We start from the raw sequence: 14,946 nt of genomic DNA, 5'->3' as shown, positions 1-14,946 counted from the left end.
GCCCACGAGTGTATCCTGATGGGTGGTCGGGTGGGGGAGTGGGCTGGTGCCGCAACGACAATGTGCCCCGGCACATTGTCAGACAACCCGTTCCGGATATTGAAAGCAGCGATGTGATACCCAGATTCGACATTCAACCAATTCAAGGAGTTTAAGGAAGTGAACGGGATGAAAACGGCCATGCTGCTGGCGGCGCTGACGGCGCTGTTCATGGGGCTGGGCTATGTGTTCGGCGGCAGCGGCGGCGCGGTGATCGCGTTGATCGTGGCGGCGGGCATGAACCTGTTCACCTTCTGGAACGCCGACAGCATCGTGCTGAAAATGCACAACGCGCGCGAGGTGGACGCCCGCTCCGCACCGGAGTTCTACGGCCTGGTCGAAGGGCTGGCCCGCCGGGCCCAGCTGCCGATGCCGCGCGTCTACCTGATCGACAGCGCCAACCCCAACGCCTTCGCCACCGGCCGCAATCCGGAGCATGCCGCCGTCGCCGCGACCACCGGCCTGATCGACCGGCTGACCCGCGACGAAGTGGCCGCCGTGATGGCGCACGAACTGGGCCACGTGAAGAACCGCGACACGCTGACCATGACCATGGTGGCGACGATTGCCGGCGCGATCTCGATGATCGCCAATTTCGGCATGTTCTTCGGCGGCCACGGAGAAGACAGGCCGAACCCGGTCGTGGCGATCGCGGCGATGGTGATGGCGCCTTTCGCGGCGATGATCGTCCAGATGGCGATCAGCCGCACGCGTGAGTTCAGTGCAGACCGTGCGGGCGCCGAAATCAGCGGCAATCCGCGCGCACTCGCCTCCGCACTCGCCAAGATCGCGGGGCCGGCGCAGGCGATCCCCAGCGTCGCTTCGGAACGCAATCCGGCCGCCGCGCAGCTCTATATCGTGCCGACTGGTGTGTCAGACCTGTTCTCCACCCACCCGGCGACCGAGAAGCGCATTGCCGCGCTGATGGCGATGGACGGTGCCGAGCGTTCGGCCCCCGCAGCACCTGCGCGCCGGGCTTCGGCGCTCGATCCGCTGCGGAAGTGACCATTCGGGCGCGCTGAGCCTCCCCCACTTAGCGCGCCTGCGATGCGCCTCGCGCGTCCGGCCATTGCCTGCCCAGCGCAGGGTTGTACATTCGTTCAATACGAATTGAAGAACAACCCGAGAGGTGTCGGAGTGCTGAAATCCCATGACGGCGGACTGCGGTCCGTCCCTTATCCGATCGACGATCCGGAACGGATCCCGGTCAAGCGCTACTACGATGCCGAGTTCTATCAGGCAGAGTTGGACCACCTGTGGCCGCACGTCTGGCAGATGGCCTGCCGTGAAGAGCAGATCCCCGAAGTGGGCGACTGGATCGAGTACGAGAACGTCGGCAAGTCCGTCATCATCGTGCGCACCACCAGCGGGGTGAAGGCCTTCCACAATGCCTGCCGCCACCGCGGCGTGCCCTTCGCGGGCGGCACCGGCCATGCACACGGCAATTGCACCAAGTCCGGCTTCGTCTGCCCGTTCCATGGCTGGCGCTGGAACATGGACGGCGAATCCACCCAGGTCTACGGCAAGCACCTGTTCTCCGACCGCCAGCTGAATCCGGACGATATCAACCTGATCCCCTGCCGCGCCGAAACCTTCATCGGCTGCGTCTGGATCAACCACGACAACGATGCCCCCTCCGTGCGGGATTCGCTGGGCCCGGTGGCGGGCAATCTCGAAGCCCGCAATCTGGACAAGATGCGCGCGGAATGGTGCTACGGCGCGGAACTGCCGGCCAACTGGAAAGTCGCGATGGAGGCCTTCATGGAAGGCTACCACGTGATGCAAACGCACCCGCAGCTGCAGCACGCCGCGCCGATGATGTACGATTCGATGTACCGCAGCCCGCGCGGCCCGGTGCCGATCATGGCCGAAGCGCACCTTTCCTATCGCGAGAACCAGGAGCTGCAGGTCAAGTCCATGGCCCTTCTGAGCGAGGGCATGGCCGGCATGGTCCACGAGAAGGAAGTGGAGATCGCGCGCGGGTTGATCGGTATCGAGGAAGGCCTGCCCGAAGACCAGAACATGGCGATGTTCCACTGGCTGGGCATCGTCATGCACCAGATCTCCGCCCAATTGAGCGCACGCGGCGAGCCGGTGCCGGACCTCTGCGCCGTATCGCAGACGCATCCGGTGAAGGCAGTGGAATTCCTGTTCCCCCACTACTTCCTGCTGCCCTACTTCACCTCGATGTCGGCCTACCGCATCCGCCCGACCGGACCGGAAAGCTGCTACTTCGAGATCTGGTCGCTGACTTACGTGCCAGAGGGCGAGGACTTCGAAACGGTGATGGAGCCGGTGGTGCTGCCCTATAACAGCCCGGAATTCCCGCCGATTCCGCGTCAGGACTATTCGAACATCCCGATCCAGCAGAAGGGCCTGCACGCGACCGGCTTCGAATTCATGCGCCTGTCCAAGGACGTGGAGGGGCTGATCAGCAATTACGAACGGATCATCGACGGCTACCTGAAAGGCGTGCCGCAGGATCAGCTCGCCAAGGCCATCCACAAGCTGGGCGGCAACTTCGACGGGCCAATCGAGGATCTCGGCTTCTGAAAATGCGCGGCGGGGGCGGTTCAAGCCGTCCCCAACCCGCTTACTTGCCCACCCGCATGGCCGGCGGGATCGGCAGCATTTCCACTTTGCCCGTCGCGACATCGTAGACCGCCGGAACGACCTTGAGTTCGCCGGCCTTCACTTTCGCTTCCACCACGGGGGACGAATTGATCAGCGTCGCCGCCTGAATCACGGCGTTCTGGCGGGTGACGACCATCGGATCGCTGCTGTTGCTCATGTAGACGGCCGGCAGGATCGCCGGGAACAGTGCGCTGATCTGGCCCGGCACTTCCGGGTTCTCGATAGCCGCCTTCACTGCACCGCAGTTCGAATGGCCCATCACCACCACCGCCTTGATGCCCAGCACGGCGATCCCGTATTCAAGACTGGCGATGATCTCCGGCGTGGTGATGTTGCCGGCGACGCGGGTGACGAACAGGCGGCCGATCGGCTCGTCGAACACCATCTCCACCGGCACCCGCGAATCCGCGCAGGAGAGCACGCCGACGATCGGCCACTGCCCCTCCGCCACGCGGGCCTTGATGATGGCCAGGTCCTTGGTGTGCGCCGTGGGCGCTCCCGCAACGAAGCGGGCATTGCCGTCCATGGTCTCCTTCAGCGCCTGATCGGGCGTCAGCGTTTCGGGAGATGCGGCTGCCGCCAAGGCTGGCTCGGCAACCAGCCCCAATGCAGGCGCGGCCGCCAGCGCGGCCATCGCGCCGATCATCTCTCTTCGAGTACGGCAGCACGTTTCGGGATGTTCCGGGGGGATATCGCTCAAGGACATGGCAGTCTCCCGCTTGATGCAGCCGGAACCTACCACGCCATTCAAGTCGCTCGCTATCAGGGTTTTCAGTCGCCTTGGATCAGCGCGGCGACCAGTTCCTTCACCTTCTTCTGGCGCCACTGCGGCAGCGGTGCCACCAGCCAGTAGGCACGGCGGCAAGGCGAACTGGCGCCGACCTTGATCTGCTTTCCGGCGGCAAGCCCCTCGGCCAGCAGCGCCGGAACGCGCACGCGGCCAAGGCCGGATGCGGCGGCGGCAACAGCCTGACCGGCATCGGCGAGCTGGATTGCAGGCTTGGCGTCCTCGCTCTCGGCACCATCGTTGCTGTCCGGCGCGGGATCGCCCGGCCAGCCGATCCAGTCGCCCTCACCCATTTCGACCCATTCGGCCGCACCAAGGCGCACGCCTTCCAGATCGTCCGGCCCTTCGGACCAGCGCACGGCCAGATCGAGGTTGGCCTCGGTGAAATCGGTTAGTTCACCGTCGACAAGGACGTAGCGCACTTGCGGGTTCGCGGCGCGGAACGCGGCAAGACGCGGCGCCAGCCAGGCCGCGAAGAATTCACGCGGGGCGGCAATGGTGTAGACGTGGCTGGACTGGCCCGCCTGCATGGCCTGCACCGCATCCTCGAAATGCAGAAATCCGGTGCGCAGCGCCGAAAGGCCGGCGCCGGCTTCCTCGGTCAGTTCCAGGCCCTTGCTGGTGCGGCGGAACAGCACCACGCCCAGCAGGTCTTCCAACGCCCGAATCTGCTGGCCGACCGCGGCCGGCGTCACCGCCAGTTCGTCCGCCGCGCGGGTAAACGAGAGATGCCGCGCCGCCGCATCGAAAACGCGCAGGGCATTGAGAGGCAAGTGCGTCCGCTTCATGGCGCTTCCCTAAGCGCTCACAGACAATCGAGCAAGGCGGTGGCTCGGCACGAAATCTTCATCGCAGATTTGGATGCAATAGCGGCTGCGGCGATTACGGAAGCACGCTCACCCGACGCGGGCGGGAGCGGCAAGCGGAAAGAAAGGAATCTGCGCCTCGACCTCTTCACCGTCGCTGCGGACGAAAGTGTAATGCCCTTCCATCGAGCCCTGCGGCGTCGAGAGCGGGCAGCCCGATACGTAATCGTGACTGCGGCCGGGCCGGATCACCGGCTGTTCGCCCACAACGCCTTCACCTTCGACAAGGTTCACTTCACCGTTGCCGTCCGTGATGCGCCAGTGGCGCGTCATCAGCTGCAGCGTGTCATCCGAATCGTTCTCGATCCGGATGTGATAGACCCAGAACCATTTGCCCGCCTCGATACGAGACTGCTCGGGCAGAAAGTTCACCGCGACGCGGACGGTCACCCCTTCGGTGATGGCGCTATGTTGGAACAATTCCTTCATGATACGGCCAACCTTACCGGTTAACGACTTATACGCAACTCTTAGACCTATTGCCCTGCTCCCGCAAATCGCAGGAAAATTATCGGTGGATCACGATAATGCCGAAACGGGACATTGGAGTTGCCAGGCGAAACCGGCAGCGTCGTAAGTTGTCTCGACATGCGCGTTCAGTTTCATGCGCGGCACGTCGACGATGATGCGGGTGCCGAAGCCGGGGCGTTCGGGGGCCGAGACGGGCGGGCCGCCCTGCTCACGCCATGAGATGCGGAACAGTTCGTTGTCGTCACCGGCCTGCGCCGCCTCATTGGGGCGGACCGACCATTCGATTGCAACGCGCCCGGTCATGCTGGAAAGGGCGCCGTACTTCAGCGCATTGGTGCCCATCTCGTGAAGGGCCATCGCCAGCGCCTCTGCCGCGCCGGGTGACAGCATCACTTCCGGCCCGTGGCAATCCACCTGGCCGCGCGCATCGCCCAGCGTCTGCAACTGCGCGTCCACCATCTCGCAAACCGGAATGTGCGCCCAGGCGCGCCGCACCAGCAGGTCCTGATTGGCGGCAAGGCTGCGGATGCGCTGTTCCAGCCTTTCCAGGAAGTCCGGCCGCGCGATATCGGTGCGCCGCGCCAGCGACTGGATGATCGCCAGCATGTTCTTGCTGCGGTGGTTCACTTCCTGAAGCAGCAGTTCGATGCGCTGTTCGGCATCGCGCATCTCGGTCACGTCGGTATTGGTGCCGAACCAGAACAGCACCGCCCCATCGATATCGCGAATCGGCGTCGCGCGGGAAAGGAACCAGCGCCATTCGCCGTTGGCGCCGCGCAGCGGGAACGTATCTTCCCAATCCTCGCCCGAGGCGAGATGTTCATGGAAGCGCGCGTTCACCGACTCGATATAGTCGGGGTGCTGCACCGTCCGGCGCCCTTCACCCCGCATCTCTTCGGGCGTGGTGCCGGTGTAGTCGAACCAGCGCTTGTTGCGCCAGATCACCTTGCCGTCGCTTTCGGCAATCCACGCCAACTGCGACATGTTATCCGCCAGCAGGCTGAGCCGCGCCTCGCTTTCCTCAAGCCGGCGCAGTGTCTGCTTCTTGGGACCGATGTCGCGGGCGATCTTGCTGGCGGCGACCACCCGGCCACTGGCATCGCGCACGGGGGAAACTGTGACCGCCACGTCGATCGGGCTGCCATCCTTCCGACGGCGCACCGTTTCGAACATGGGCACGCGCTCGCCCCGCGTGATGCTGGCGATGATCGCGTCCTCCTCCGCCAGCCGATCCTCCGGGATCAGCGTGCGGACGTTCATGCCGACGATTTCGGCGGCCGGCCATCCGAAGATGCGTTCGGCCGCCTGGTTCCAGCTGAGGATCGTGCCGTCGAGCGACTTGCCGACAATGGCATCGTCGCTCGATTCGACGATCGCCGCGAGGAAGGCCGCGGCGTCGGTCCCAAGCTGGGGGCCAGGTTCGGAGCGATTCAGAGACCCGCCTTGGCCAGCGCCTGATCGAGATCCGCGATCAGATCGTCGGGATCTTCCAGACCGATGTTGATGCGCAGCATGCCTTCACCGATCCCCATCGCCTCTCGTGCCTCCGGCCCCATGTTGTGGTGCGTCGTGGAGGCAGGATGGCACATCAGCGAACGCGAGTCGCCGATGTTGTTGGAGATGTCGATCAGTTCCAGCGCATCCAGCAGCGCATGGGCCTGGACGCGGCCACCGTCGAGGACAAAGGAGAAGATCGGGCCGCAAGCGTCCATCTGCTTCATCGCCAGTGCCTGCGCCGGGTGGCTGTCCAGCCAGGGGTGCAGGATCTTCGGCACGCGGCCGGCGACGAACTGGCCGACCTTCAGGGCGTTCTCGCTCTGCTTCTTGGCGCGCAGGTCCAGCGTCTCAAGACCCTTCAGCACCACCCAGGCGTTGAACGGCGACAGGTTCGGCCCGGTGTTGCGCTGGAACGGCAGTAGCTTGTCGTTGATGAATTCCTCGCTGCCGCAGACGGCGCCGGCCAGCACGCGGCCCTGCCCGTCCATCAGCTTGGTGGCCGAATAGGCAACCACGTCGATGCCGAATTCCAGCGGACGCTGGAGCGCGGGGCTGCAGAAGGCGTTGTCCACCACGGTGGTGATGCCGTGGGCCTTGGCGATTTCGGCAATGGCGGCAAGATCGGCGACGTCCATCGTCGGGTTCGCCGGGGTTTCGAAGAAGAACACCTTGGTGTTGGGGCGGATCGCCGCTTCCCACGCGGAAAGGTCGGTGGCGTCCACCACCGTCACGTCCACGCCGAAGCGCGGCAGCAGGCTGTCGCCCAGCCAGCGGCACGAACCGAAGGCGGCGCGCGCGGAAACCATGTGGTCGCCCGCCGAAAGCTGGCAGAGCAGCGCGGCGGTCATCGCCGCCATGCCCGATGCCTGCGTGCGGCACGCCTCGGCCCCTTCCAGCAGAGCGATGCGTTCTTCCAGCATCTGCACGGTCGGGTTCTGGAGGCGCGAATAGGTCATGCCGTCGTCCTCGCCCATGAAGCGGGCGGCAACGGTGGCGGCATCGTCATAGGAATAGCCCGAGGTGAGGAACAGCGCTTCGCTGGTCTCCCCCATTTCCGAACGCCAAGTGCCGCCGCGAATTGCGCGGGTGGCCGGGCGCCAGTTGCGGGTCTTGGTACGGTCCTGTCCGGTGGTACGTTTCATGGGCACGGCTCTAGGATCGCGAAGGCAAGGATGCAAGCGCCGGTGACACGCTTCTTGGCACCCTTGCAGTCGCCCCGCATCCCCCTTATTCCGCGCCTTCAATGCTGCCGAACGCTTCCCGCTACGACCGTGACCCGCTCGGCTGGTGCCTTGCCGTTACCGCACTTTTCTTCGCACTGGCGCTGTGGCGGCTGGCGACACCCAGCGTCTATTATTTCGACGAGGTTCACTACGTTCCCGCCGCGCTGAAGATGCTCCAGCTGATTCCGACGAATCGAGAGCATCCGCTGTTCGGCAAGGAAGTGATCGCCACGTTCATCCACTTCCTGGGCGACAAGCCGATGGGCTGGCGACTGGGGCCACTGCTGTTCGGCACGGCGGGCCTGTTCGCGTTCGGGCGGCTGGTCTGGCACGCCTCCCACCGCCGCCGAGCGACGATCACCGCGATCGTGCTGCTGGCAACCAACTTCATGTGGTTCATCCAGAGCCGCATCGCCATGCTGGACATGGTGGAGGCGGCCATGTGCATGGTCGGACTGTGGCAGTTCGCCGCTGCGCTCAATGCCAGGACCACGGGCGCGGCGCGCGTGCGCCTGGCTCTGGCCGGCGTCGCCATGGGCCTTTCGCTCGGTGCCAAGTGGAGCAGTGCGCCGGCGCTGATCATGCCGGGCCTGTGCTTCTTCGTGCTGCGCGTGCGGGAGACGGGCTGGAAGTTCATTGGCAAGCGCCGTGCGGGACCGATCCCCGGCATCTCGCTGGTAGAGGCGGTTTTCTGGCTCGGCCTGCTGCCCCTCGCCGTCTACTGGGCCACTTACGCACCGGCGATGTTCTACGCACGCCTCACGCTTTCTCCCTACGACTTCATCGGCCAGCACGAGCTGATGGTGCGCCTGCAGGATAGCGTGAAGAAGCCGCACCCCTATCGCAGCTTCTGGTATCAGTGGGCGGTCGACTGGCGGGTGATCTGGTACCTGTTCAAGAACGTCGACGGCGCGCATCGCGGCATCGTGATGCTGGGCAATCCGTTCTCGATGCTGGCGGGCCTGGTGGCATTCTTCTGGGGCCTGTGGGCGGCGCTGTTCCGCCGCCGGGGCGACATCGCCGCGTTCTGCGTGCTCTACGCCGCCACGCTGATGATCTGGGCGGTGAACGGCAAGCCCGTGCAGTTCTACTACCACTACCTGCTGCCGGGCGCCTTCCTGATGGCGCTGCTGGCCTTCGCGCTGGACGCGCTGTGGCGGCGCAAGGACCGCTGGCGCAAGCTGGCCACGCTATCGATGGCGGTGACGCTCGGCATGTTCGTGCTGTTCTTCCCGATCATCTCGGGCCTGCCGCTGCCGACCGAAGAGACCTACAACTTCTGGATGTGGCTGCCGAGTTGGCGGTGACCGAACCGTTCTCGCAGTAGCTTTACAATAGCACTTCGTCGCCCCCGCGAAGGCGGGGGCCCCGCTTGTTCTTCGCTACGCCGCGGGCAGGAAGCGGGATCCCCGCCTTCGCGGGGATGACGAATGAGTGTTGGTTCCAGACCGCAACCCACTCACGCCATCACGCGATGCTTCTCATCCCCGTGGGCCAGCATCGCCTTCCAGTTCGGCAAGGTCACCGTAGCCAGGTATTCCGCCTGCATCTCGGGCGTCAGCACCTCAACCACGCGATTGCCTTCCATCCATAGCTCGATCACGCCAAAGGCGCCGCCACGCTTGCAGTACTTGGCAGGCCAACCCTCGCGCGCGGCGATCAGGAAGATCTGCGCGGGCCCAAGCTGCGTCGCCATCGCGAAGTGCGTGGAGGTCAAGCCGCCCTCCCCCGGCACGCCAAGGAAATCGGCCTTGCCCGGCGCTTCCACCAGCTGCGTGCCGCGCGGATAGACCTCCACCATCGTGTTGCGATCGTCACCCGCATGGGCGAGCCAGCTGCCCTCGGCCACCGGCGGAAACGGCGTCGCTTCGCCGCCCATGAGTTCGGCCAGCACTTCGGCTACGCGCTGCGGATCGCGTGCATCGATGGAAACGTGAAAGATCATCGCCTTCTCCCCGGCCCCATGAGGGCCAATTCACGGGAAGGGAGAAACAGGATTACGGCGATCTATTCAAAACAACTTCGGCAAACGTTCAAGTAACGCCGACAGACGACACCCGCGTTACTTCCGGCGCGCGTTCAACCGCAGGACGATCGCGGCGCTGACCGCACCGAGCCCCGCCATCGCCATATCCTTCTGCGGATCCCACGGATCACCCTGCTGGCCATTGTAGGCAAGCGCATCGGGCCCGGCCATGAACACCGTCAGCAACCATTCGAAGATTTCGTAAAGCGCGCTGCCCGCAAGCACGAACTCGACGGCGATGTAAGTCGCAAGCGCCGGAGACAGCCCCTTGTGCCGCGCCAGCCAGGCCGAGATCGGATGCACCCAGAGCGCCCCGAAGGCGAAGTGGACCAGCCTGTCCCACGAATTGCGCTCCAGCCCGAGCGAGGCGGCAGGAGACGGCAGGCCCAGCGCGCGGGCCCAGTGCTCATAGGGGACGTAGGAATAGATGTAGCGCCCGCCGATCGTGTGCAGGATCAGGAACAGGCAAAGGCAGGCAATCGCGCTTGTCGGCATCGGCCAGCGCCGCAGCGACCAGCCTATAGCGGCAAGAACCGCCAGCGTCGGCAGGTTCTGCAAGGGCGCAAGGCGCGGGAACGGGGTATCGACAAGGCTGAAAACGGCCGCTGCCGCCGTAAGCAGCAGCAGGCCGATCTGTACGCGCGGCACGCCGTGCCGCGCGGTGGTTCCGGAGGTCAGTACTTGCCCCAGACGAACTTGTTCGACAACGCGAAGTTCCAAACCGAAGCCAGCACGATGCCGATGATCGCCGCCGCATAGTCATGGAAACCGATGCGTACGAGCGCCGTCGATGCACCGATATTGGCGATCATGCCGAAGGCGCAAGTCAGCGCGAACTGCGCCCAGCCACGCACCAGCGGGCCGAAGCCGCGCAGTCGCTTGTCGGCGTAGGTCAGTTCGTTGTTCAGCACGAAGTTGAACGTCATCGCGACGATGGCCGCGATCGTCTGGCCCGTGATGAAGGCCGCTTCCTTGGGATAGTGGCTCATCGCGAATTCCGCGCCGAACAGGTGCAGAACCAGCGCCAGCACCGTCATGTGCAGCACCGCGCCCAGGCCGCCGACGGTGCCAAACAGGGCGAAGCGGGTGGGAATGAAGCGGCCGAGCCACTTGTCGTAAAGACCGATGAGGAATTCGAACACGACCGTCCTGTCCAGCTTGCTCTCGCCTTCCGCGCGCGCGGCGAAGTTCAGGGGAAACTCCTTGACCCGCAGCGGCGTATCCACCGTTGCCAGGATGTCGAGCAGGATCTTGAAACCCACGCCCGAGAGCCGATGCGCGTCGGCCCGCAGAGTCTTGGTCTGCAGCATGAAGAAGCCGCTCATCGGGTCGGAAAGATCGACGCCGGTGACCTTGTTGGCGATCTTGTTGGCAAGGCCCGAAGCCTTCACACGGTCGGGCCGGCCCCATGCCTCAGTGCTGGCGCCTTCGGCGAAGCGCGAGGCATAGGCTAGATCGTACTCGCCCGAGCTAATCGCCTTCAGCATCTGCGGCAGCAGTTCGGGATCGTGCTGATGATCCGCGTCCATCACCGCCACGACGGGCGCGGCGGTGGAGCACATGCCCTCGATCGCGGCACTGGCAAGGCCCCGGCGCCCGATGCGCTGGATGCAGCGCACGCGCGGATCGCGCAGCGACAGGTTGCGCGCCTCGTCCGAGGTGCCGTCCGGGCTGTTGTCGTCGACGAAGATCGCCTCCCACGAAACGCCCTTCAGCGCCTTGTCGAGGCGATCGATCATCGTCGCAAGGTTCTTGCGCTCGTTGTAGGTCGGCAGAACGACGGCCAGCTCAAGCGGCTTCGCGGCCTGAGCTGCGGCAACGTCTACGGCCTCTGCAAGATCGGAAGAGGTAATGTTCATGCGCCCTGTTTTACGTGGTAAATCTGAAGAAACCTTAGTCGCGGTCAAAGACGCGCTACGACTGCATCCCCGATCTCACGGGTGCCTGCCGAGCCGCCAAGGTCGCCGCCCTTGATCCCATCGGCCAGCGTCTTCGCCACCGCAGCCTCGATCCGCACTGCCTCGGCCTCAAGGCCCAGCGAGTGGCGCAGCAGCATGGCTGCCGAAAGGATCGTCGCCATCGGATTGGCAAGCCCCTTGCCGGCGATGTCAGGCGCCGAACCGTGGATGGGCTCATAAAGGCCGTAGGAGCCTTCGGCAAGGCTGGCCGAAGCAAGCAGGCCGATGGAGCCCACGCACATCGAGGCCTGATCGGAAAGAATGTCACCGAACAGGTTGCCGGTGACGATCACGTCGAACTGGCCGGGATTCTTCACGAGCTGCATCGCGGCATTGTCGACGTACATGTGGCTGAGTTCGACCTCGGGGTATTCCTTGGCAACCTCGATCACCACGTCGCGCCAGAGCTGCGAGGTTTCGAGGACGTTGGCCTTGTCCACCGAGCACAGCTTCTTGGAACGGGTCATCGCCGCCTGGAAACCGGCATGGGCGATGCGGCGCACTTCGTCTTCGGCGTAGGACATCATATCCCAGCCCTGACGGCGGCCGTCTTCCAGCGTGCGAATGCCCTTCTCGCCGAAGTACACATCGCCGTTCAGCTCGCGCACGATCAGCAGGTCGATCTTCGCCGCCACTTCCTCGCGCAGCGTGGTCAGGTCTTCCAGACCGGGGAACACGCGCGCCGGGCGCAGGTTTGCGAAAAGGCCCAGTTCCTTGCGCAGGCCAAGGATGGCCTGTTCGGGACGCAGGTGACGCTCAAGATGGTCGCACGAGAAATCGCCCACCGCGCCGAACAGGATCGCATCGGCAGAGCGCGCGATCTGCAGCGTTTCGGCGGGCAGCGGATGGCCATGCTTGCGATAGGCAACGCCGCCGACATCGCCCTCGACGAGTTCGAGGCCGGGAAGTTCAAGCGCCTTGAGAACACGCACTGCCTGCTCGGTGACTTCGGGACCGATCCCGTCTCCTGCAAATACTGCAATGCGCATGTACGTTCTCCGTTGGGCGTTTAGCCGTGAATCCGCCTGAGCCGCTCGCGCAGCAGGACGCGCGCCCCCATAGCGTCTCCGCGCCGTTCGGCAAGCGGATAGCGCGCAAGCTCGGGGCCGAGCCGGTCGAAAACGTCAAGGATCGCCCCCCAGTCGTCATCCGCCGGACGGTCCACCGGAACCCCGTATCCCAGTTCGCGGAGGAGCAGGACTTCGAAGGAAAGCAAGGGCATGACCCAGCCCCGTGCGGAGGGCGCGACGCAGATCGCATCGAGTACGGCGGCGAGTGCCTGATAGAGCGCGGGGAAAGCCTGTCGCTCGGGCAGCGCGGCGGCCGCCAGCGCGGTAACCCACGAAATCGCCGCGGCGGGCAATGGCTCGCTGAGCCAGGGCCCGCGAGATTCGATCAGTTCGATGCGCGCAAAAGGAAGCTGCTCGTCGGTTTTCGAGCGCAAGTCCGCTTCGACAAGGTTGCCGGGGATCAGCACCGGGCGAAGCTGCCGCCCGCGCCCTCCGGCGACATAGGCGGCAACGATCCCCGCCTCTTCGGTCAGCAACCGGGCGATAACGGCGGTTTCGCCGTGGGGCCGGGTGGCACAGACGATGGCAGGGGCGCGCAACTGCATGGCTGCGGCGATTAGGGCTTCAAGAAACGCGGAGCGAGGGGGAGCGGGGCAGGCTCATGAAAGACTGCCCCCGCAGGCGATCACTCGCCCGACTTGCCTTCAAGCTTGGCGATGCGGGCCTTCAGGTCCTCGATCTCACCACGCGCGGTGGCGGCCATTTCCTTCACAGCCTCGAACTCCTCGCGGCTGACGAAGTCCATGTCGCCCATGAATTCGCGGAAGCGCTCACGCGCATTGTCACGCGCCTCGCGGCCGACGCCGGCCAGCGTGCCGGCGGCGCTGTTCATCATCTTGACGAAATCGGCGACGAAGGGGTTTTCGCTTTGCATGGGGGCTATTTGGTCGTTCGCGGCCCCGCACGCAAGAGGGACCGTGGTTAGATGTTGAAACGCTCCACTGCGCGGGGGCCTTCAACGCCGTCCATGTCCGGATTGAGCTGGAGGAACGCGAAGTTCAGGTAACTCGCGAAGCAGATCCAGGCTAGATACGGCACCAACAGCAGCGCGGCGACGGGCCGTACGCGGGCGAACAGCATTATGGTTACGATCACCGCCGCCACCAGCAGCCCCAGCACCACCAGCCCGCCGGTCATCTTGTGCAGCGCGAAAAACACCGGGCTCCACGCCAGGTTGAGCACGAACTGCACGACGAAGGCCATCGCCGCCACGCCCCGGCCGCGAGCGCCCCGCGCCGCGCAGATCATCGCCAGCGCCAGCCCCATGATCACGTAAAGCAATGTCCAGACGATCGCGAACGTGATCGGCGGTGGATAGATGCCAGGCTTGGCAAGCGCGTCGAACCACGCGTTGCCCGGCCCGCTTCCGGCAACCTTGCCCGAAAGAAAGCCCAGCAGCACGATCAACGGCACGAGCACCAGTGCCCAGCGCAAAAGGCTGGCACGCAACTGGGCCGGTGAGGCAATCGGGTTCATTCCCTGGCAACCCCCGAATCAGGAAAAACCATCAAGTCTGGCGGTTTGTGGTACGACAAATGCCAACACGCAATGCATGCGCGGCGCAAAAGTCGCCCGGCCCGCCCGGAAACCGTCATCCCCGCGATGCGGAGATGAGGAATTCCACGTTTCCTTCCGGCCCCTTGATCGGGCTTTCGACGATTCCCTGAATCGTCCAGCCCTCTCCTTCCAGCCAATCCCGCACTTCGCCGCAGACGCGTTCGTGCAGCACCGGATCGCGCACGACGCCGCCCTTGCCCACTTCGTTGCGGCCCACTTCGAACTGCGGCTTGATCAGCGCCACTACCCGGCATTGCGGCGCGGCAAGGCGCAGCGGCACCTCCAGAACCTTGGACAGCGCAATGAAGCTGGCATCGCAGACCACCCATGTGCACGGCCGGTCGATCTCGTTCGGCGTCAGGATGCGCGCGCTGGTCTGCTCCAGCACGGTGACGCGCGGGTCCTGCCGCAGCTTCCACGCCAGCTGGTTGGTGCCCGAATCGACGGCGAAGACATGCTCCGCCCCATTCGTCAGCAGCACATCGGTGAAACCGCCGGTCGAACTGCCGATGTCCATCGCGGTGACGCCGGTGGGGTCCAGCTGGAAATGCTCGATCGCATGCGCCAACTTGATTCCGCCGCGCGAAACCCAGGGATGATCGCGGCCGCGCACTTCCAGCGGGGCATCGGCCTTGATGCTCTGGCCGGGCTTGGCGATCTTCGTCTCGCCCGAAAACACCAGCCCGGCCAGCACCAGCGCCTGCGCACGCGTGCGGCTTTCCACAAGGCCGCGATCGACCAGCATCTGGTCGACTCGGCCCTTAGAAGGCGTTTTCTTTTCGGTGGATCGGGGCTCGGACGGGTCGGTCATGGCTTTG

Annotated in this window: 16 protein-coding genes; 3 read left to right on the top strand and 13 right to left on the bottom strand. The window is 64.8% G+C overall.

The features are described from left to right. The first annotated feature begins 159 nt into the window (after positions 1–159). A complete protein-coding gene (gene htpX / locus ACZ1JC_RS17480) occupies positions 160–1,044 on the top strand; it encodes a zinc metalloprotease HtpX (RefSeq protein ID WP_465135667.1) in 885 nt (294 codons plus the stop codon). Positions 1,045–1,176: 132 nt separating this feature from the next. Continuing rightward, positions 1,177–2,592: an aromatic ring-hydroxylating oxygenase subunit alpha gene (locus ACZ1JC_RS17475; protein WP_465135668.1), complete on the top strand. Its 1,416-nt coding sequence runs from the start codon at positions 1,177–1,179 to the stop codon at positions 2,590–2,592. A gap of 40 nt (positions 2,593–2,632) precedes the next feature. Here ACZ1JC_RS17475 and ACZ1JC_RS17470 read toward each other — a convergent pair whose 3' ends face one another. The 5 genes from ACZ1JC_RS17470 to ACZ1JC_RS17450 form a co-directional block, all read right to left on the bottom strand. After that, positions 2,633–3,373: a carbonic anhydrase gene (locus tag ACZ1JC_RS17470; RefSeq protein ID WP_465135669.1), complete on the bottom strand. Its 741-nt coding sequence runs from the start codon at positions 3,371–3,373 to the stop codon at positions 2,633–2,635. Positions 3,374–3,444: 71 nt separating this feature from the next. Then, positions 3,445–4,248 (bottom strand): LysR family transcriptional regulator, encoded by an 804-nt coding sequence (locus tag ACZ1JC_RS17465; protein WP_465135670.1) that lies wholly within the window; start codon positions 4,246–4,248, stop codon positions 3,445–3,447. A gap of 108 nt (positions 4,249–4,356) precedes the next feature. Continuing rightward, on the bottom strand, positions 4,357–4,755 hold the full coding sequence (gene apaG / locus ACZ1JC_RS17460; RefSeq protein WP_465135671.1) for a Co2+/Mg2+ efflux protein ApaG: 399 nt from the start codon (positions 4,753–4,755) through the stop codon (positions 4,357–4,359). A gap of 90 nt (positions 4,756–4,845) precedes the next feature. Continuing rightward, complete coding sequence (locus tag ACZ1JC_RS17455) at positions 4,846–6,231, bottom strand: PAS domain S-box protein (protein ID WP_465138562.1); 1,386 nt, start codon at positions 6,229–6,231, stop codon at positions 4,846–4,848. After that, positions 6,228–7,436, bottom strand: a complete 1,209-nt coding sequence (locus ACZ1JC_RS17450) for a trans-sulfuration enzyme family protein (protein WP_465135672.1) — start codon at positions 7,434–7,436, stop codon at positions 6,228–6,230. Before ACZ1JC_RS17450 ends, ACZ1JC_RS17455 begins: the two co-directional genes overlap by 4 nt. 101 nt (positions 7,437–7,537) lie before the next feature. Between ACZ1JC_RS17450 and ACZ1JC_RS17445 the strand changes: the two genes are divergently transcribed. Then, entirely contained in the window at positions 7,538–8,824 is a 1,287-nt protein-coding gene (locus tag ACZ1JC_RS17445; RefSeq protein ID WP_465135673.1) for a phospholipid carrier-dependent glycosyltransferase, read from the top strand. 152 nt (positions 8,825–8,976) lie between these two features. Here the strand turns inward: ACZ1JC_RS17445 and ACZ1JC_RS17440 are convergent, their stop codons facing one another. From ACZ1JC_RS17440 to ACZ1JC_RS17405, 8 genes are all read right to left on the bottom strand, one after another. Continuing rightward, positions 8,977–9,462 carry a hypothetical protein gene (locus ACZ1JC_RS17440; protein WP_465135674.1) on the bottom strand — a complete coding sequence of 162 codons (486 nt, stop codon included), beginning with the start codon at positions 9,460–9,462 and terminating at the stop codon, positions 8,977–8,979. A 117-nt stretch (positions 9,463–9,579) separates the two neighbouring features. After that, a complete protein-coding gene (locus ACZ1JC_RS17435; RefSeq protein ID WP_465135675.1) occupies positions 9,580–10,263 on the bottom strand; it encodes a DUF2238 domain-containing protein in 684 nt (227 codons plus the stop codon). After that, positions 10,218–11,402, bottom strand: a complete 1,185-nt coding sequence (locus ACZ1JC_RS17430) for a glycosyltransferase (protein WP_465135676.1) — start codon at positions 11,400–11,402, stop codon at positions 10,218–10,220. The genes ACZ1JC_RS17435 and ACZ1JC_RS17430 overlap by 46 nt, the downstream gene beginning before the upstream one ends. Positions 11,403–11,446: 44 nt before the next feature. Then, positions 11,447–12,490, bottom strand: a complete 1,044-nt coding sequence (gene leuB / locus ACZ1JC_RS17425) for a 3-isopropylmalate dehydrogenase (protein ID WP_465135677.1) — start codon at positions 12,488–12,490, stop codon at positions 11,447–11,449. Between the two features lie 20 nt (positions 12,491–12,510). Continuing rightward, positions 12,511–13,116, bottom strand: coding sequence for a DNA repair protein RecO (gene recO / locus ACZ1JC_RS17420; protein ID WP_465135678.1), 606 nt, complete (start codon positions 13,114–13,116; stop codon positions 12,511–12,513). A gap of 80 nt (positions 13,117–13,196) precedes the next feature. Further along, on the bottom strand, positions 13,197–13,445 hold the full coding sequence (locus tag ACZ1JC_RS17415; protein WP_395332228.1) for an accessory factor UbiK family protein: 249 nt from the start codon (positions 13,443–13,445) through the stop codon (positions 13,197–13,199). Between the two features lie 47 nt (positions 13,446–13,492). Continuing rightward, complete coding sequence (locus ACZ1JC_RS17410) at positions 13,493–14,047, bottom strand: TspO/MBR family protein (protein ID WP_465135679.1); 555 nt, start codon at positions 14,045–14,047, stop codon at positions 13,493–13,495. Positions 14,048–14,162: 115 nt separating this feature from the next. Next, positions 14,163–14,873: a TlyA family RNA methyltransferase gene (locus ACZ1JC_RS17405; RefSeq protein WP_465135680.1), complete on the bottom strand. Its 711-nt coding sequence runs from the start codon at positions 14,871–14,873 to the stop codon at positions 14,163–14,165. Between the last annotated feature and the right edge of the window lie 73 nt (positions 14,874–14,946).

Source organism: Sphingomonas sp. BL-S-28, assembly GCF_055521515.1.
Note: the sequence above shows the minus strand (reverse complement) of the source record. Positions and strands in the feature narration are given on the sequence as shown.

Bases quoted from the DNA above. Each gene is read 5' to 3' on its own strand.
- ACZ1JC_RS17450 (WP_465135672.1), bottom strand. From the start codon at position 7,436: ATGAAACGTACCACCGGACAGGACCGTACCAAGACCCGCAACTGGCGC.
- recO (WP_465135678.1), bottom strand. From the start codon at position 13,116: ATGCAGTTGCGCGCCCCTGCCATCGTCTGTGCCACCCGGCCCCACGGC.
- leuB (WP_465135677.1), bottom strand. From the start codon at position 12,490: ATGCGCATTGCAGTATTTGCAGGAGACGGGATCGGTCCCGAAGTCACC.
- ACZ1JC_RS17415 (WP_395332228.1), bottom strand. From the start codon at position 13,445: ATGCAAAGCGAAAACCCCTTCGTCGCCGATTTCGTCAAGATGATGAAC.
- ACZ1JC_RS17440 (WP_465135674.1), bottom strand. From the start codon at position 9,462: ATGATCTTTCACGTTTCCATCGATGCACGCGATCCGCAGCGCGTAGCC.
- ACZ1JC_RS17445 (WP_465135673.1), top strand. From the start codon at position 7,538: ATGCTGCCGAACGCTTCCCGCTACGACCGTGACCCGCTCGGCTGGTGC.
- apaG (WP_465135671.1), bottom strand. From the start codon at position 4,755: ATGAAGGAATTGTTCCAACATAGCGCCATCACCGAAGGGGTGACCGTC.
- ACZ1JC_RS17405 (WP_465135680.1), bottom strand. From the start codon at position 14,873: ATGCTGGTCGATCGCGGCCTTGTGGAAAGCCGCACGCGTGCGCAGGCG.
- ACZ1JC_RS17410 (WP_465135679.1), bottom strand. From the start codon at position 14,047: ATGAACCCGATTGCCTCACCGGCCCAGTTGCGTGCCAGCCTTTTGCGC.
- ACZ1JC_RS17465 (WP_465135670.1), bottom strand. From the start codon at position 4,248: ATGAAGCGGACGCACTTGCCTCTCAATGCCCTGCGCGTTTTCGATGCG.
- ACZ1JC_RS17430 (WP_465135676.1), bottom strand. From the start codon at position 11,402: ATGAACATTACCTCTTCCGATCTTGCAGAGGCCGTAGACGTTGCCGCA.